9 protein-coding genes and 1 pseudogene are annotated in these 18,515 nt (G+C 38.9%); 2 read left to right on the top strand and 8 right to left on the bottom strand.

Annotated elements, in window-relative coordinates; translation table 11 throughout:
• The first annotated feature begins 532 nt into the window (after window positions 1-532).
• On the top strand, window positions 533-1,483 hold the full coding sequence (gene fmt / locus HMPREF9078_RS10825; RefSeq protein WP_009420705.1) for a methionyl-tRNA formyltransferase: 951 nt from the start codon (window positions 533-535) through the stop codon (window positions 1,481-1,483).
• 57 nt (window positions 1,484-1,540) lie between these two features.
• Here the strand turns inward: fmt and HMPREF9078_RS10830 are convergent, their stop codons facing one another.
• The 3 genes from HMPREF9078_RS10830 to HMPREF9078_RS10840 all read right to left on the bottom strand — a co-directional run bounded on the left by HMPREF9078_RS10830 (window position 1,541) and on the right by HMPREF9078_RS10840 (window position 7,730).
• Window positions 1,541-2,668: an 8-amino-7-oxononanoate synthase gene (locus HMPREF9078_RS10830; RefSeq protein ID WP_009420706.1), complete on the bottom strand. Its 1,128-nt coding sequence runs from the start codon at window positions 2,666-2,668 to the stop codon at window positions 1,541-1,543.
• Between the two features lie 12 nt (window positions 2,669-2,680).
• Window positions 2,681-4,711, bottom strand: coding sequence for a hypothetical protein (locus HMPREF9078_RS10835; RefSeq protein WP_009420707.1), 2,031 nt, complete (start codon window positions 4,709-4,711; stop codon window positions 2,681-2,683).
• Window positions 4,712-4,853: 142 nt separating this feature from the next.
• Window positions 4,854-7,730 carry a TonB-dependent receptor domain-containing protein gene (locus HMPREF9078_RS10840; protein ID WP_009420708.1) on the bottom strand — a complete coding sequence of 959 codons (2,877 nt, stop codon included), beginning with the start codon at window positions 7,728-7,730 and terminating at the stop codon, window positions 4,854-4,856.
• A gap of 280 nt (window positions 7,731-8,010) precedes the next feature.
• Here HMPREF9078_RS10840 and HMPREF9078_RS10845 point away from each other — a divergent pair, with 280 nt between their 5' ends.
• Entirely contained in the window at window positions 8,011-9,330 is a 1,320-nt protein-coding gene (locus HMPREF9078_RS10845) for a sugar MFS transporter (protein WP_009420709.1), read from the top strand.
• An 86-nt stretch (window positions 9,331-9,416) separates the two neighbouring features.
• Here HMPREF9078_RS10845 and lysS read toward each other — a convergent pair whose 3' ends face one another.
• The 5 genes and pseudogenes from lysS to HMPREF9078_RS12250 form a co-directional block, all read right to left on the bottom strand.
• Window positions 9,417-11,105 carry a lysine--tRNA ligase gene (lysS, locus tag HMPREF9078_RS10850; RefSeq protein WP_009420710.1) on the bottom strand — a complete coding sequence of 563 codons (1,689 nt, stop codon included), beginning with the start codon at window positions 11,103-11,105 and terminating at the stop codon, window positions 9,417-9,419.
• Between the two features lie 381 nt (window positions 11,106-11,486).
• Entirely contained in the window at window positions 11,487-12,812 is a 1,326-nt protein-coding gene (gene nhaD / locus HMPREF9078_RS10855; protein WP_009420711.1) for a sodium:proton antiporter NhaD, read from the bottom strand.
• Window positions 12,813-12,883: 71 nt separating this feature from the next.
• Window positions 12,884-15,814, bottom strand: a complete 2,931-nt coding sequence (locus HMPREF9078_RS10860; protein WP_009420712.1) for a glycoside hydrolase family 3 N-terminal domain-containing protein — start codon at window positions 15,812-15,814, stop codon at window positions 12,884-12,886.
• An 88-nt stretch (window positions 15,815-15,902) separates the two neighbouring features.
• Window positions 15,903-17,279, bottom strand: a complete 1,377-nt coding sequence (locus HMPREF9078_RS10865; protein ID WP_002670899.1) for a sigma-54 dependent transcriptional regulator — start codon at window positions 17,277-17,279, stop codon at window positions 15,903-15,905.
• Window positions 17,280-18,262: 983 nt separating this feature from the next.
• Window positions 18,263-18,425: pseudogene (locus HMPREF9078_RS12250) on the bottom strand (phosphinothricin acetyltransferase).
• Between the last annotated feature and the right edge of the window lie 90 nt (window positions 18,426-18,515).

An 18,515-nucleotide genomic window follows, 5' to 3' on the forward strand; every position in this document is an offset into this window, starting at 1 on the left:
CTATCGGAAGAAAACAGAGAAGTTCGAAAGTGAGTTAAGAGTGATTTTGGTGAGAAATGGTCGTTAGGAGGGTATGGTTAGCTTATAGGGAGCTTATAGGAAGCTTATACGAATCTTGGACGATTGGTATAGAAAGAGTATATAAAAAGTTGATTAACACTATGATACAACAATGATAAAAATGTTAAAAACGGGGTTTCGAGGCGAAAGAAAGAGGGAAATAGGTATAGGCCTTAGGGCCATAGGCACTAGGAAGGAAGTATGACGGAAAATCGGGAATTAGTGACGGGAAAGGCGAATGAAAAATAGAATTTTGTTATATTCAATTGATGTTATTTAACTCTAAGAGGCAAAAGAACAATCAATAATAACTCGTATTAAAAGTTTTACTACAAAAAACTTTACTATTAGTACCAAATTTTATATTTTTGCACAAAATAAATCAGAGCTAAAAACGTGCTCATCGCTTAACTGAAATAAGAAAATGAGCCTCTGAGACAATTAAAAGATTATAAGGTAAAAGGTAAAAAAGATGACAAGTGATAAAATGAGAATTGTATTTATGGGGACACCTGACTTTGCGTTGGCATCGCTAAAAGCATTAGTAGAGAACCATTACAACGTAGTAGGTGTAGTAACGGTAGCCGATAAACCTTCGGGACGCGGACAGAAGCTACACCAGTCGCCCGTAAAACTCTATGCCAAAAGCAAAGGAATACCGGTGTTACAACCCATAAAACTAAAAGATGAAACTTTTGTAAATGCACTGAAAGCCTTACAACCCGATTTGCAAATAGTAGTAGCCTTCCGTATGTTGCCCGAAGTGGTATGGCGATTGCCTAAATACGGCACATTCAATCTGCACGCCTCTCTTTTGCCTAACTATCGAGGAGCAGCTCCCATCAACTGGGCAATTATCAACGGGGAAAAGGAAACAGGGGTAACGACTTTCTTTATAGACGAGAAGATTGATACGGGAGCTATTATCGCACAAGAGGTTACACCTATTGAGTCTCACGAAACAGCAGGCACCTTACACGACAAACTAATGGTGCAAGGTGCTGAATTGGTACTAAAAACCGTAGATAGCATTGCAGAAGGGACTTGCACTACCCAACCACAAAACAAAGAAGTAACCTTTGCCGAAGCTCCTAAGATATACAGAGAGACCTGCAAGATAGATTGGCAAGCGGAAGGAGTGACAATAGAGCGTTTAGTGAGGGGAATGAGCCCCTACCCTACTGCGTGGACAGCGTTTGTACAAAAAGGAGAAGTGCTAAATGTAAAAGTATATGATGCTCTTTTCGAACCTGTCTCTCATCAATATCCTATTGGGGAACTCTTAGTAGATAAAAAAGGGCTACGTGTAGCTGTGAAAGATGGTTATATACAGCTATTAGAATTGCAATTACCTGCTAAAAAACGTATGAAGACCACAGACTTGCTAAATGGGTTCAGCTTTGATAATACCACAATACTATAATGACGAGTCGTAGCACGACAGGCAATTAAAAAACTTTGGTAAAGTTCGCTTTCTTAATCAGATAATTGAAAAATCGGCTAATTGGCTCATTAATTTTTCGATTTCTTGTTCGGTATTAAAACTGTGCAAGCATATTCTCAACCGTTCTTGTCCCGCAGGCACGGTGGGCGCTAAAATGGGTAATACACCTATGCCTTGGGCTTGTAGTACTTTGGCAAGTGCTTTCACTCGTTCATTGCCTGCTACTACTATGGCTTGAATAGCCGAATCAGAAGGAATAAAACCCTGTATATTGTATTTAGCAATTTGCGATTTAAAATACTGTATATTATGATGCAGTTGTTCTATTGACTTAGTTGTCTGTAAGGTCTCATATCCTGCCCTAATAGTTGCCACACTATCTGGACTCATAGCGGTAGTGTATATGAAAGAGCGTGAAAAGTTCACTAAATACTGTATCACCTCATTTGAAGCTAAGACAGCAGCTCCGTGTGCTCCCAGGCCTTTCCCGAAGGTAACGATGCGGGCAAAGATTTCTTCTTCTAACCCCAATGCTTGCACCAACCCAGAGCCGTGTTTGCCAAATACTCCTATGGCGTGTGCTTCGTCTACCGCTATATAAGCGCCATACTGCTTTGCTAATGTTACCAAACGCACCAAATCAGGACTATCACCGTCCATTGAAAAAACTGTTTCAGTAACGATGAGCACCGTTTTATCAGGGGTAGCAAACTTTTTTAAGAGCTTTTCTAAATCGTCTAAATCGTTATGTTTAAACTTATAGGAATTGGCTAAACTCAGTGAAATACCGTCGCGTATAGAAGCGTGGCTGTAACTATCGTATAAGATAATATCACCTCGCCCTACGATACAGGAGAAGAATCCCACATTGGCATCATAGCCCGAATTGTACAAAAGAGCTGTTTCAGCGTTATGAAAATGAGCTATATAGCTTTCGGTTTCGGAAAAGATAGGCAAGTTACCCGAAAGCAATCGCGATCCTGTAGCCCCGTGAGGTGCCGTTTGCTGAGGGAGTAATTGAGAGATGCGTTTAGTAATCTCAGAATTTGTACTGAATCCTATATAATCATTGGAGTAGAAATCAATAGCAAAATGGCGTTGTTTGAGACTGCGTAAGGCATTGTGAGCTTCACGTTCAGCTAATTTTTCTTTGATGTGTTTCATTTGAACATTCTTTTATTCTTTCTCCTTTACAGGAAAGAAAAAGGCTCTAGGATGTGCTTTAAAGGCTCTCCATACGCAACGACCTAAATATTTTAGTTCAGAAGCAGGTACTTCACGAGAACGCAAGGCTATCCATAGCGACAGACCAAAACTCACAATAAAGTTACCTAAACCGATGATGCCTATCCCTAAAATACACCAAAGGATATTCTCCAAGCTAATGATAAAATTCATACCATACAAGCCATAAGCTAAATTACCACTGGCAAAGGTAATGTGGCGTATATCGATGGGCAAACCGAAGAAATGACCTATTGCCCACGCACTTCCCATAAAGACTCCAAACCAAATATTTGAGACGACACTCGGCCACTTTTGTTGCATCCAGTTAGCAACGCGTTGCATACGTACTTTACCAAAGAAGCCTTTAAGAAAGGGGTGTTCGGAAAGACGATAATAGAAGTTGTTAAAGTTGTTTACACTAGCTACGTTGCCTGCTATAATACCCGATAAGAACAGAAATATCCCTGCAATACAAGCGTGCAAGAATACGGGAGTGTGCCATATATTCAGGTCTTCCAAGAGATGTAAACTCTTTTTGGTAGCGATATTATAACCACTGAGATAACTCATTCCTATCGCCAAAAGCATAGACACAGGGAAAGCACCAAACACGTTGCCCACAAAGGCAATGAACTGCGAACGGAACAAACGCGTGAAGAGTGCTGAGAATTCGGTGTAGTGTTTCTGTTTTTCTTTATTGTTATCGTTGTCGCTGAGGCTCTCTAAAGTCTTAGCAATCGTAGAAGCCGTCATCGCAGGTTGCTTGGTAGCCAAAGTAGACCCTGTAAGGTAGATGAGCACAAAACCAATAGCGTAGTTAAAACTGTAGTTTAGGGCACGAAAAAAATCACTTTGGTCAGGTTGCATCGACATATAGAGTTTTACCAAACACATAAATCCCACGATAACGCCACCCCACAAAGCTGTTTTAAGCATCTTGAAGTACTCACCGGTAGTAGAAGTAATATAGTGTTCACCGGTCTTGCCGGTATAGTTCGTAATCTCGTAGGTGATGTTATAAACACTATCATCTATCAGCTTTCGAATATTGTTCTTCTTAGAATTAGTTTTCACCATATCTAAGTAGAAGGCAATTGTTTTTTCACATTTATCAGCTTCTTTTTCTATAAACAGGTAGTTATAAAGTCGCTTGATGCGTTTTATTTGCTGACGAATGAGCAAAAGAGTTTGGTTCACACTGAACGTCACCCCATATTTAGAAGTATTGGCATCAGCTTTGTTTACGAAATCCTCGCACTGACCAGCTAGGATATTCAGCTGTTTATAATCGAGTTCGTGGTCTTGTATATATAGATAAGGTTTATCTTCCTTGGAAAGAGTACGTGCAAGATTGTTCAGCTCATCGTCGAGAGCAATAAAGGGACTATTGAGGTGAGCATATTCAGGCACCATACGGCGCACATCAGTTTGCAAGGCGAGTCCTCCCATACGTTGGGAGAGAATCATTATTGCCAAAAGAATTTGCTTGGAAGTAGTTTTGCTCTCACTATCCTCATAGAAAGTAGATACAGCAAGAATTTCAAAGAGTTCTTTCCAGTTATCTAAAGGAATTTGATGTACCCATTTCACATCGGAAGGACGGTAGAAGAGTTGGTTGAGTACGTATTGTATATTCTCTTCCGAAGGCTGGTCGGGCAAAAGCTGACGACTGATACGACAACGCAATTCTTTGAAGAAAGAAACACTATTCAGCAGACCAGCATCAGTAAAAAGAATTACTTTTTGTTTATTAGCAAATACGTTATGAAGTTTTTCCTTGAAGAAAGCGATGCTATCGGGTTTGTGTTTGATTTCAGTGATGAGTTCATCGATATTGAGAGGAGACTTTTTATTTTTACTTTTACGACGAAAGTAGTTCACTACATCAAACACGAAGTCAATATCTTCATAGTCTGATGAGTGCATATAAGTCTCAAAGATTTCATAAATAGATTTATATTCTTTTGCAAATCGTAACATATCTTACAATGAATAATTAAGAATTGATAATTTAGAATGGCGCAAAGGTACGAAAAAATTGTCAATCTGCTAATTTGTTAATTAAAAAAGGCTACCCTACTCGGGTAGCCTTTTGAGTTCTTATATTTTATTTTTCAACTTATTAGAAGTTGTAGCGTACGCCGAAGCTAAAGGTACGACCTTCACCAAAGTACACTTGGTTTCTCACATCGATACCTTGGTAAGTTTTACTACTATCAGTGGTGTGAATACTTGTATATGATTCAGCGATGTAATAAGTATCTAATAGGTTATAGGCGTGAGCTGAGAAAGTGAGACGTTGCTTATCAGTAAGTTGCCATCTATAAAAAGCAGAAAGGTCAAACAAATGATAAGCAGGTAATTTTATAGCTCCTTTTTCGGCTACTGTTTTTTCAGAAAAAGTACCAATATTCAAATTAGCATATAGGTTATCTATATAGCGCCAATCGATATCAAAATTCAAATTCTTCACGGGTAGCACAGTTAATCCCAAAGAAGCTGTTGTTTGAGCTGTTTGTCCTACCTTTGCTTTATCTAAGTATAGTTTGAGCTCTGCAGCCCTACCAACAGGCACCTCATTTCCTTGTAAGTCTATAGCATTACCATTCTCATTCAAAAGAGTTCCTGAAGCATCGCCTTTGTAATACCAGTCACCAAATGAGAACATACCATTTAGTTTTAAGTAATCAGTAATAGTAGCTTTGAAATCTACTTCCACCCCATTGTGTATTTCTTGAACACCCAAAATATTTGCATAGCCTGTATTACTGCCACGTCCTCCTGAAGAACTTCCGAAAGTGTAAGTTTGACGAAGGAATCTATCTTTCCAAGTAGTGTGATAAAGGTTTAAATTACCACTGAAGAACTTAGATTTAAAACCATATCCAGCTTCTACTCCAAATATCTTTTCATTGGTAAGCGAAGGGTTTAAATAGTTTAGATTGTTAGGATATACAGCGTTGAAGAAAGGTTGTTTAGAATAATATCCTATGTTAGCATACACATTATGCTGTTCGTTGATATTATAATTCACTCCTCCTTTGATATTATAACCTATCAAGTTTTTAAAACCTGTTTTAGTATACATTACCGAATTAGGATTTGTACTTATGGCGCGTGAAACTCCATCTTTCAAAAAGTTATCAATACGTTGGTATGACTGCATAGAGGTAGAACCTTGTAAGAAAGCTGAAAAATGATCGTCGGAGTATTCTAACTGTGAGAAAAGTCCCATCCATTTCACTTCCCCTTCACTACTATAGCCTATACGATTTTCAAGAGGTTCTACTTTCTGGAAAGGATTCCAAGAGGGCTTAGTAGATACCGCAGAACGAATTACGGTAGGGGTTGCCAAATTCTTGTTGTTATTTTGTGTATTATCAGTATAACTATCGTTACCCAACAAATCAGTTACTACTTGGTAGTGATAACCATAGTAATAACGACCATCAAGCCCCATATTAATAGTGAAGTGATTATTAATCTGGTGTTGCAGGTTGGTAAGGATACCATACCAGTCGTGTGAGTTTACTGAGCCATTTAAGGTAAAACCTTCACCATAACCTGTAAAAGCTCGACCTCCACCTGGATTAGCAATTGTTACGTTCTTTCCTGCTTCTCTTGGGTGTTGCATAGGGAGTAAATCATCTACTGTCTCTCCGTTGTTATAACGCACCACTTTATCGAAATCTATCTGTCCATCATCTTTACGGAAAGAATTTAAATAGTTTTTCTGAAGTGAATAAGTGGTTGTACCACTAGCAGTAGTTTTCGAAGAGATTGAATGTGCCACCCCCGATGAACTTGTTCCCATACCACGTCCTAATGATGCATATACTACAGTACTAAGGGAAGTACTTTCATTGATATTCCAATCCCAATTGAGCATTGCTACTGGTTTGTGATAAACATTTTTCTTAATAGTGTGTTCTTCACCATTTAAGTATCCCCAATCTGAATTATAGCGACGGTTGGGTTTGTCTTCTGAACCATATTTCTGATAATCAGAAATTAGCGGACTTATATTACGTTGGTTATGCCATTGTGGAGCCCCTGTGAAGGTAAATTGGAAACTATGTTTTTTAGAAGGTTCATAACCTAACGCAAAATAGTAGCTATAGCCATCAAACTGAGTACCATCTACATATTTACGTCCTGCATTTTTGCTGAACAACACAGAAGCCGACCAACCAGTAAGACTCTTTCCTGTATTGTAAGAAACCGTACCTTTATATTCTTGATTAGTACCATAGTTGAAAGATATATTCCCTCCTTCTTGCATATCCGAAGCACGCAAAATGAAATTCATAGTACCACCCACCGATGCAATCGCCAATTTAGATGCACCGAGCCCACGTTGTACCTGCATTGCGGAAGTTACATCTGAAAGCCCTGTCCAGTTACTGAAGTATACGGTACCACCTTCCATATCATTTACAGGCATACCATTAACCATTACAGCCACATTCCTACTGTCAAAGCCTCGAATATTGATTTTAGAATCACCAAAGCCTCCTCCCCCTTTGGTGGCGTAGACAGAAGGCGTTCTATTGAGTACTTCAGGAAGCTCTCGTGTACCTAATTTTTCTATAATTTCGGTAGCTTGAATAGTAGATACCGCCACAGGTGTTTTACGCTCTTGTGCAATGTCTAACAAGGTGCTTTTACCTGTTACAATTACCTCTCCTAGGGTTTGTTGGTCGCTTGTAAGGGTAATTCGCACGTGCGCTTTACCATTCACAAGTTTATACGAAACTGTCTTGGTAACATATCCAAGATAAGAGAACTCTAAGGTTCCAGTAGGTGAGTCTACATTCAAGGAATACTTACCGTCCATATCAGTAGAAGCCCCTTTGGTAGTCCCTTTAACCAAAACATTTGCTCCCATTAACGGAGCGTTGTAATCACCATCAATTACTTCACCTGTAATAACTCCTTGCTGAGAGTAAAGCATTGATGTGAGAAAAAGTACGGCTACATTTAAAAACCAGCTTTTCATTATATTAGTTAAATTAGTTACGAATGGTTATGGTCAGTAGTGAGCTAAGTAGTACTATTTATTCGGAGCAAAGTTACTAACTTTTTTGATATCCCCCAACAGATTTGTCAAAATATTTTCTAACATATTTATTAACAAGGAGTCTACTTACACTTAAAACACTAATTACAAGTATGTTGTACGCTTAAAGTTATGTATACAGCAAAAATAAAGTGTTAAATTTTAACTATTTTTTAATCTTTTGTAGTAGATTTGCGCTCTAAACCGAGCTTATACAGCAATGAATAGACAAAAGAAACATACCCAAGCCTTTGTTCTGGTAGCACTTTTATTCTTACTTTTTGGAGGTTTAACAGTGCTCATACAGCTTTTATTACCTCATCTTCGTGATGTGTTTCAGTTGCATTATTCCGATGCAGCCTATATTCTTCTATCTTTCTTCTTGTCTTACTTATTTTTTTCTATCCCTGCAGGTTTTATTCTCACTAAAATAGGCTATCAGCGGGGCATTATCTTAGGTCTTTTGCTTATCTCTTTGGGTGCTTTGCTCTTCTATCCTGCTGCCGGGGAACGCTTATATTGGGTATTTTTAACTGCTATCTTCGTATTAGGCTGTGGCGTTACTTTCCTACAAGTAGCTATGAACTCTTATATAGTGATTTTAGGCGACGAAGCCACTACACCTCGCCGGCTCACTTTCTCTCAAGCTTTCAACGCCATAGGCACTACTATTGCTCCTATATTTGGAGCCACTTACTTACTGAGCAACGAAATAAAAAAAGAAGCTGAAATAGAAGCCTTAGACACTACAGATAAGCTTATTTATTTCCGTGAAGAAGCTTTTTCTATACAATTACCTTTTTTGTACATAGCCTTATGGGCACTTGCTTTAGCATTTGTTTTTGCAGTAGTTAAATTGCCTTATGCTTATAGAATAAAAGAAGAAGTAAATAAAGACAGTTATTGGAATCTTCTCAAGAAAACTCCCTTACTGTTGGGGGCTATAGGTATCTTCTTGTATGTAGGTGCTGAAGTAGTGATAGGAAGTTATGCAGTAAACTACTTCATCAATATGAACATCACTAAGGATATTTTAGAGAGCCCTTTTATGTGCTTTATTGTAGAAACGCTTGGCTCATTGGCGGGGAAACCTTATCTAACCTCAGCCGACCCCAAGGCTGTTATAGCTGTTTTTCTCACTTTCTACTGGGGAGGTGCTATGTTAGGACGCTTTATCAGTGTTTATCTCATCAAGTGGATTGCTCCCGCCAAAGTTCTCATTGCTTTTGCTATAGTTGCCATCTCTCTTATTTTGTTTTCTATCAATACCGGTGGTTTGCTCTCAATGTGGACTTTATTAAGTATCGGCCTCTTCAACTCTATGATGTTTCCCACTATCTTTGCGCTTGCTTGTGAAGGGATAGACGAACTCAAAACTCAAGCTTCAGGTATCCTTTGTACGATGATTGTCGGTGGCGGACTCTTGCCTATTCTGTACGGTTTCCTTACCGACTATATAGGTTTCCGCTTAGCATTCCTCACCTTAGTAGTTTGCTACGGTTATATCGCCTTCTTTGGCTTTTACAAGAACAATAAATAATTTATTAAAGGTTAATGGTCAATAAAAAACTTTGTCAGAGTCCAAGGACTCTGACAAAGTCCATAATTTACTAATTTTCAAATTTGTTAATTTGCTAATTCCACGAACAGTTCTTCTCCTTCTTTTACTACTTTCGCTACTTTCTTACTGGTAAGACCTTTAATAGCTTTATCCCATTTCTTGTTAGAAAATGCTGTTTGTGTTTTGAGAGCATCTAAAAGCAGTCTCTCTGAGGTTTTCAAAAGTTCAAACACTACTTTCTCGTCTTCCGAAAGCTCTACTTCTTTCTTCTCGGGGCGCATTTGTGGGAAGAACAATACCTCTTGTATACTCTCATTGTTGGTAAGGAACATTACGAGTCTGTCCATACCGATACCCAAACCTGAGGTAGGTGGCATACCGTATTCAAGAGCACGCAAGAAATCTTGGTCAATGAACATCGCTTCGTCGTCGCCTTTTTCTGAGAGTCGCAATTGTTCTTCAAAGCGCTCACGTTGGTCTATAGGGTCGTTCAATTCCGAATAAGCATTGGCAATCTCCTTACCGCATACCATTAACTCAAAACGTTCAGTAAGGTCGGGGTTGTCGCGGTGTTCTTTGGTCAGTGGCGACATTTCTTTGGGGTAATCAGTGATGAAAGTAGGCTGAATGAAGTTGCCTTCGCATTTCTCACCAAATATTTCATCTATCAGTTTGCCCTTGCCCATCGCCTCGTCTACCGCAATACCGATAGACTGTGCAAAGGCTCTCAATTCGTCTTCTGTCTTTCCAGTAATGTCAAAGCCTGTGAACTGTTTAATAGCATCAGTCATCGTAAGGCGTGGATAAGGAGCTTTGAAATCTACTGTATGTTTACCAAAGGTCACCTTAGTAGTACCATTCACGGCTATAGCACAATGCTCGATCAAGCGTTCAGTGAAGTCCATCATCCAGTGATAATCTTTGTAAGCCACATAAATTTCCATAGCCGTAAACTCAGGGTTGTGAGTTCTATCCATACCCTCGTTGCGGAAGTTCTTAGAAAATTCATACACCCCGTCAAAACCTCCTACAATAAGACGTTTTAAGTAAAGTTCATTGGCAATACGCATATACAGCGGAATGTCCAACGCATTGTGATGGGTGATAAACGGTCGTGCACTAGCTCCCCCTGGGATAGCTTGTAGTATAGGCGTCTCTACTTCCAAATAACCTGCATCGTTAAAAAACTGACGCATAGCATTGAAGAGTTTAGTGCGCTTGATAAACACTTCTTTCACTTGTGGATTTACTACCAAATCTACATAGCGCATACGGTAGCGTTGTTCAGGATCGGTGAAGGCATCGTGTACTTTACCATCGGCATCTACCTTAGGCATAGGTAGCGGACGCAATACTTTTGAAAGTAGCGTAAAGTTCTTAACCAACACGGTTTTCTCACCCATTTTAGTGATGAAAAGCGTTCCTTCAGCACCTATAAAGTCACCTAAATCCAATAACTTTTTGAACACCTCGTTGTAAAGCGTTTTATCATCGGTAGGGCACATCTCATCGCGGTTGAAGTACAATTGCATCGTGCCTTCACTATCTTGCAAAGTAGCAAACGAGGCTTTTCCTTGTACACGCAACGACATCAATCTACCGGCTACAACCACTTGTTTACCTTCTTCATAATGGTTGGCTACATCCTTAGAGGTAGTATCAACCGGATATAATGGAGCAGGATAAGGATTTATCCCCAATTCTTTCAATTTAGAGAGTTTTTCTCTACGAATGATTTCTTGTTCTGATAACATCTTTTTTAATGATTAATGATAAATGGTTAGTGGCTAGTGATTAATTGAAATACTTTTAGGGTGCAAAAGTACGGCGTTTTTTTGACTTACACAATAGTATTCGCAAATAAACACGATGTTCATATTTAAAGTTTTGAGAGCCTTCTCTCTTACAATCCTATTCTGTAAAACAATTTTTCACAGTGTGCTTTTGCTAGCAAAGATACTAAGTTATTTTTAAATATGAATACTGTGCATTGACGTACTTTTATATTCTCTATACACCTCCCATAATACACAAAGAAAGACTAAGAAGTAACTATGCTGATGCTCACCTATAAAAAAAGACTGCCTAAATATAATTCTTTAGGCAGTCTTTCGTATATAATGTATCGTTTTATGCTATCCAAAAAAGTGTAAAGCTTCAAAACTTACCAAAGTAAGATAGCCTAACACAAAACCTAAAAGGGCTATCCATAAGATGTTTTTCACATACCAAAAGAAATTAATCTTTTCCATACCCATAGCTACTACCCCCGCAGCCGAACCGATGATAAGCAAGCTACCTCCTGTACCAGCCGCATAGGCAATGTAGTGCCAAAGACCACTATCCATAGGTTCTTGGAACATACCCATACTAGCCGCTACTAATGGTACGTTGTCTATTACAGCAGAGGCAAAACCTAAGAGCAAAATCACTACGTTTGTACTTGGGATAGTCTCATTCAATGTTTGTGCAAAATTGAAAAGCGTACCAATAGTTTGCAATGAAGCCACTGCCAAGAGAATTCCTAAGAAGAATAGTATGCTCGAAAATTCGATACGTCCTAATGCACGGTGAATACTGAATTTATCCTTATCGGTCGATGAAAGTTCTCTGATAGGTTTTAATTTTTCAGAAATAAACCACATAGTAGCCAGAGCAAAGAGCATACCTATATAAGGAGGTAAGTGTGTAATCGATTTAAAAATAGGCACAAAGATAATAGAGATAAAGCCTATTACCAACACAGGCATACTGCTCTTGTAAGTAATACTCTCTTCGCTGTTTGAAGTGTCTATCTTTCCTTTGAATACAGGTAAAAACGAAGCGACAAACAAAGGTACTATCAAGCATATAGTAGCAGGAATAAATACGTATTCTACTAATTTAGCAGCACTTACTTTATTTTTTACCCAAAGCATAGTAGTCGTTACGTCACCGATAGGAGACCAAGCCCCTCCTGCATTGGCAGCGATCACAATGAGAGAAGCATACCAAATGCGCTCTTTTTGGTCAGGTATGAGCTTACGTACAATGGTTATGAGAATAATGGTAGTAGTAAGGTTGTCGATAATAGCAGAGAGAAAAAAAGCAATAACACCTATAATCCAAAGCAATTTTACTTTGCTTCTGGTGCGAATCATCCGCTTGATGATTTCAAACCCACGGTGCATATCAATGATTTCTACAATGGTCATTGCACCGATTAAGAAGAAGAGTATTTCGGAAGTTTCAGCTAAGTGATGTCGTAGTGCTTCATCAATAGCATTATTGTTGTTAGCTATATCTACGGGTACTAACACTCCGTTGAGCACTTCTAGTACATCAAGGTTAAATACTTTAAGTATCGTCCAACAGATGACAGCCATAGCTAAGGCTGAAATAGTTTTGTCTACCTTTATTTGGTGTTCGGTAGTAATACAAAGATAGCCAATGAAAAAAATGGCAATAATCCACGCTTCCATATAATAAATTCTATTTTAAAAATTAACGTGGCGCAAATGTACTAAAACTTCTCGTTATATACCAAATCTTTTTAAAAGTTTTTATTCGCAGATAGAGCTTGGTACACCACTCCTTGTATCTTTTGGCGCACCAATCGGTTTACCAAAAGTTTATTGTCAGAAGAGGGATAAGTGCGGTTCGAGAGGATAACTATTACTATTTCATTAGTGGGGTCAGCCCACGCAAAAGTGCCTGTAAAACCGGTATGTCCAAAGCTATTCATTGGCACACAACCGCAGGTAGGACCTGATTTGCCTAACTGTGGTTTATCGAATCCTAAGCCTCGACGGTTGCCTTCTGGACAGTAATTACAAGTGTTGAAGATTTTTATAGCCTGAGGTTGCAAGAACCACGTACCGCCGTAATACCCTTGTTGGAGGTACATTTGCATCACTTTGGCTACATCGTCGGCAGTTCCAAAAAGTCCTGCGTGTCCACCAACCCCTCCTAAAAGGGCTGCTCCTTGGTCGTGTACGTACCCTCGAAGCTCCTGAGAACGAAAGGTCTTTTCATCTTCGGCAGGTGCAATATTTACAGGAGAGAAGCGTTGCAAAGGAAGAAAAGTAAGCTGGTAGGCTCCTAAACCTCTATAAAAGTGCTTCTGAACGATTTCTTGTAGGGGCTTCTTGTTTTTTTTTTCTATGTACTTCTTGAAATAATAATAAGGAAGGTCGCTATATAAGTACTTTTTATCTTTGATAAGCTCACTCTCGTCAATTGTTTTATAAATACTGTCAGTATACCCTTCTCTAAGATATAAGTCTTTGGCTACCTCAGTAGGGAAAGAATCACTTTTGGTAGTGCTGTAATACTCAGGCGAAGGCTTTTTATCAATGTCTAAGGTTTTTCGGTAAAAAGGAATCCACGATTGGAACTGAGCATAGTGCGAGAGCACATCTTTCATTACCAAATCTCCCTTGTTTGTATGTTTGAGCTTGGGTAGCAAATCCTCAAAAGTATCTACGGGTTTGAAATCTCCACGCACATAAAGACGCATCAATTCGGGAAGAGTAGCCAATATCTTCGTAAGCGAAGCGAGGTCGTAAATAGTGTTGTCGGTCACTTTATTAGCTGGATTGTAATCCAAAGTACCAAAATTCTTGCGGTAAACTACTTTCCCTCTTTTGGCAACCAATACCTGCATCCCTGGCGTCATCTTTTGTGCTACAGCATCAAGAGCTATACTGTCTATCTCTTTTAGTTTAAGAGAATTGAGTCCCACGCTTTCGGGTAAGCCGTAAGCTAAGCGTCCTATTCTGGGAGTAGCAATTGAAGTGCCTACGGGTAAGTTAGGGTGTGCTGTTACAGGCAAAACTCCTTTGCCCTCAATAGCACCAAAAATGAGCTGAGCGGCTTTCTCTTGGGCTACTTTGTTATTTTGGTAAGCAAATACAATAGCTTTAATAGGAGCTATATTTTTCACGTCGAGCATCGCATAGGGGCGAGTAAACACTGCGAGGATTACCTTTTTTTTCTTAGCAATATGCTCTAACCATTTCAGTTCGTTCTCTGTAAACTTGTATGCGTCCCAAGGGGTCTTATCTGGTTTGTGCAACCCGATGATAATCGTGTCAAAAGGTTCAACTGCTTCATATAGTTGTGCCTCATTCTTAGGCTCAATAAGCACGGTCTCTGCGTATTTGCGTAAGGTGGAATAAAACGCCCAACCACTGTCGTTACCAAACTTCACATAGGCTATTTTTCGCTTGTCCAAGTCTTTTATAGGCAGTATATTTTCCTTGTTTTGCCCTACCGTAATCGCATTTTCAAACAGTTCCTCAGTGAGCAAATCGTCTTCTATTGTGTGCAAGGTAGAGGTTACAGTGCTTTCGTCTAACTGTTTAAAAGATGTGAGCCCCACTTTGTATTTAGCCATTAGTATTTTCTTTACTGAATGTGCTAAGCGTTCCTCACTGATGCGTTTGTTCTGGTAGGCTTTCTTCATCGCCTCAAAACCCTTAGCTACATTAGCTGGCATCAGCAAAATATCGTTACCCGCCAAGAAAGCTTCTACTTCCACTTCGCCTACGGGCAAGTATTCCGATACCCCTTTCATACCAAGTGCATCGGTAAAGATAAGCCCTTGATAACCTAATTTCTTTTTGAGTAAATCGGTGATAATAGCACTTGATAACGAAGAAGGTAGCCCTGTTTTAGGTTCTAAGGAAGGAATATTAAGGTGCCCTACCATTATGCTCGCTACTCCTTCTCTGATGAGGGCTTTAAAAGGGTAAAGTTCTACCTCGTCAATACGGTTAGTGGCGAAAGATATAAGCGGTAAAGTTTTATGAGAATCTTTAGATGTATCACCGTGACCAGGAAAGTGTTTGGCACTGCCCAACACCCCTACCGACTGCATCCCGCGAGTAAAAGCAAGCCCTTTTTGGGTTACATTCTCTTTATCTTCGCCAAACGAACGATTTCCTATAATAGGGTTATTCGGATTTGTGTTAATATCAATATCAGGAGCAAAGTTAAACTGCATACCCAATTGTTTGCAGTGTAACCCTATACGTCTACCGGTACGTTCTACAAGATAGTTATCTTTGATAGCCCCAAGGGTCATATTCCACGGGTAAGCATAAGTAGAGTCCAAGCGCATCGCCAATCCCCACTCGGCATCCATTGCCATAAAAAGCGGAATTTTAGAAAGTGCTTGGTATTCATTAGTGAGCTTTGCCTGACGCTTCGGTCCTCCTTTGGAGAAGATAATCCCTCCAATGTAGTATTTCTTTATGAAGTCTTTTACCTCTTCGGCTTTTTTTGTGCCTATATGGCTTGAAAATACCGATACCATAAACAGTTGCCCAATCTTTTCATCAAGGCTCATTTTGTTATAAGTGTCGTTCACCCACTGCTGTTGTGCTTGGGCATCGGTAGTTGTTAAAGGAGATTTATTTTGGGCAAGTGTAGTAAATAGTGATAAGTAAAAAAAAGTAATTAGTAAATAAGTCTTTCTCATTTTTTAAGATAAAAAGTAAAAGGTAAGAAATAACAGATAAGAGGCGTTTTACTTGCCTTTTACCTTGTTACCTCTTACCCTTTACCTATTAAAATTCGTCTATATTATAGGCTTTAAGTTTGTTGTAAAGTGTTTTACGTGTAAAGCCTAACAGCTTAGCTGCTTCTGTTTTATTATTATGGGTCTCGTGTAGCGCACTAATAATGAGTTCTCGCTCGTTTTCTTTGGTTGAAAAAGAAAAACGCTCGGTAGGGAAATGGCGTGTTTCAGTAATTACAGGCTCTGGCAACTCATTTTCGGTAATATAATCACCTTGTGTGAGTAGGGCAGCGCGTTTCACCGTGTTCGATAGTTCGCGCAAGTTACCTCCCCAAGTGTATAAAAGCATCTTTTGTACCGCCTTTTCAGTAAACCCTTGTACGTTCTTATGTAGCTTTTCATTTGCTTTTTCCAAGAAGTATGAAGCAAATATCATCAAGTCGTCTTTGCGCTCACTTAGCGAAGGTACTTTTATCGAAAACTCGTTCAATCGGTGATAAAGGTCTTCGCGAAACTCTCCTTTTCCTACTGCAGCCAATAAATCTTCGTTGGTAGCTGCCAATACACGAATATCAACTTCTATTTCCTTAGAACTACCAATAGGTTTAATACGGCGCTCTTGTAGGGCACGTAGCAACTGTATTTGGTTGTCATAGCTTAGGTTTCCTACCTCATCAAGGAAAATAGTACCACCATTTGCTTCTTCAAAGTGTCCTTTTTTATCGGTAATTGCTCCCGTAAACGAACCCTTTACGTGACCGAAGAACTCACTCGATGCAATTTCTTTAGGAATGGCACCGCAGTCCACCGCAATAAAAGGCTTGTTACGACGCTCACTTTTCAAGTGAATAGATTTGGCTATCACCTCCTTACCCGTACCACTTTCACCAGTAATGAGTACCGACATATCCGTAGGGGCTACCAAACTGATAAACTTATTCAGCTTTTTAGAAGCGGCACTTACGCCTTCTATATATGAATTTTCGTTCGTAACAACAGGCTGAGCAGCTTTGCCAGGGCTGTTGTCCGCCTTCACATTTTCCTTCTTAGGTAACGAAGCCGTACGCGTACTGCTTTGCGCATTCTTAATAACATTCAGTACGTCCTCTTGTTGGAACGGTTTCGATATATAATCAAAAGCACCCAATTTCATTGCCTCTACCGCAGTCGATACTTCCGCATAGCTGGTCATTACCACTACAGGCAAATCTGGATATACTTCTTTCACCTTTTTCAAGAAATTGATACCGTCACCATCGGGCAAACGTAAATCAGTGAATACTAAACTTAGCGATGCATTTAGGCTTTTCTCCGCTTCTTCTAAATTATAACATCTTACTACTTCATATCCATTGCGCTCCAAAAATTTACCTAACATTTTGGAAAAAACTACATCATCTTCTACTAAAAGAATTGGATTCTTCATACTTTATATATGTCTTTTTAAATTAAAAAATATACTGTTTTTAGCCGTCCTCTCACTTATCATTATATGATAAAAATATGAACATCAGCTTTGTGCGTTTAAAAAGCGCTCTTTAAAACAGGACAAAAATTTTGCAAATATACAAAACTTTTCTAATAAACATACTATATTAATAAAAAAAGACTTTCTTCTTTCAAGAAAGTCTTTCTTCAATGCATATAATATAAATACTACTACTAACTCCCAATATTTGTTAGTACTTTAAGCTAGCTTGGCTAAACTTAAAGGAATGTCTTAAAATAGTTTAATAAATGATTGTGTTTAAACAATTAAAATTTTAGCAATGTTCTTAATATAAAAGTTGTTTCCCAACAACACAATGAAATGAAATTTAATTTTTAACAACAGTTTTGTTTAATGATTCTTATCTAACAATGTTTCTTTTAGCAATTTTTTCAGTAATTTAATTTTTAACCATTTTCTGTTTGTGACAAATCATTTATTTTATTACTATGCACAATAAGTTTTATCAACTTACGCCTACTATATAGAAAATTCTGTGCCAAAATACCGCAAATCTGTTCATAACTACATTAAAACACTTATTATCAATATAATAAGTTATTAACAACCTGTTGATAACTTGTTAGTATCCCGTGCGTAACCTGTGTACAAAGTGTGTAATTATACACAAAATGTGTAAATATGTAACTTTTTACACACTATCATTACTCAGTCCAACCCCTTCTATACAATATCACCTCCTCCCCTTCTCTTCATCTTATTTTATCTTAACCTCAATTCAACCATCAGATTCATCTCACAAGTGCTACTTACTCCACAAATCTGAGTGTACAAAAGAACTATTTTCTCCACTACCCTTCTGCCAATTCACTATTAATTGCCCGTGTAGCTCGTATTTGCCCGTCGTGCTACACCCTCACATTACCTTCACCATTCGCCCCTCGCTATTCGTCTTTTCTTCACTTTTCTGTCACTACCTTCCCCCTCTCCAAAGTAGCCAGCAATAGCTGGATATGTGCACTGCGAGAGCGGAGTATGTGTAAAGGCGGAGGTTTGTCTCCTTTTCCAGCTTGTCCCCCTTCGGGGGGTTCGGGGGCTTACCAAATAAGTAACTCGCCACATTCCCCCCTTTCAAGATAGCCAGCAATAGCTGGATATGTGAGAAGGGAGATATTTTCACCACATTACCTTCGTCATTCGTCATTCGTCCCT

It is taken from the genome of Capnocytophaga sp. oral taxon 380 str. F0488 (genome assembly GCF_000318255.2).
GTDB lineage: Bacteria > Bacteroidota > Bacteroidia > Flavobacteriales > Flavobacteriaceae > Capnocytophaga > Capnocytophaga ochracea.

Bases quoted from the DNA above. Each gene is read 5' to 3' on its own strand.
- HMPREF9078_RS10865 (WP_002670899.1), bottom strand. From the start codon at position 17,279: ATGAAGAATCCAATTCTTTTAGTAGAAGATGATGTAGTTTTTTCCAAA.
- HMPREF9078_RS10845 (WP_009420709.1), top strand. From the start codon at position 8,011: ATGAATAGACAAAAGAAACATACCCAAGCCTTTGTTCTGGTAGCACTT.
- HMPREF9078_RS10835 (WP_009420707.1), bottom strand. From the start codon at position 4,711: ATGTTACGATTTGCAAAAGAATATAAATCTATTTATGAAATCTTTGAG.
- HMPREF9078_RS10840 (WP_009420708.1), bottom strand. From the start codon at position 7,730: ATGAAAAGCTGGTTTTTAAATGTAGCCGTACTTTTTCTCACATCAATG.
- fmt (WP_009420705.1), top strand. From the start codon at position 533: ATGACAAGTGATAAAATGAGAATTGTATTTATGGGGACACCTGACTTT.
- lysS (WP_009420710.1), bottom strand. From the start codon at position 11,105: ATGTTATCAGAACAAGAAATCATTCGTAGAGAAAAACTCTCTAAATTG.
- HMPREF9078_RS10860 (WP_009420712.1), bottom strand. From the start codon at position 15,814: ATGAGAAAGACTTATTTACTAATTACTTTTTTTTACTTATCACTATTT.
- HMPREF9078_RS10830 (WP_009420706.1), bottom strand. From the start codon at position 2,668: ATGAAACACATCAAAGAAAAATTAGCTGAACGTGAAGCTCACAATGCC.
- nhaD (WP_009420711.1), bottom strand. From the start codon at position 12,812: ATGGAAGCGTGGATTATTGCCATTTTTTTCATTGGCTATCTTTGTATT.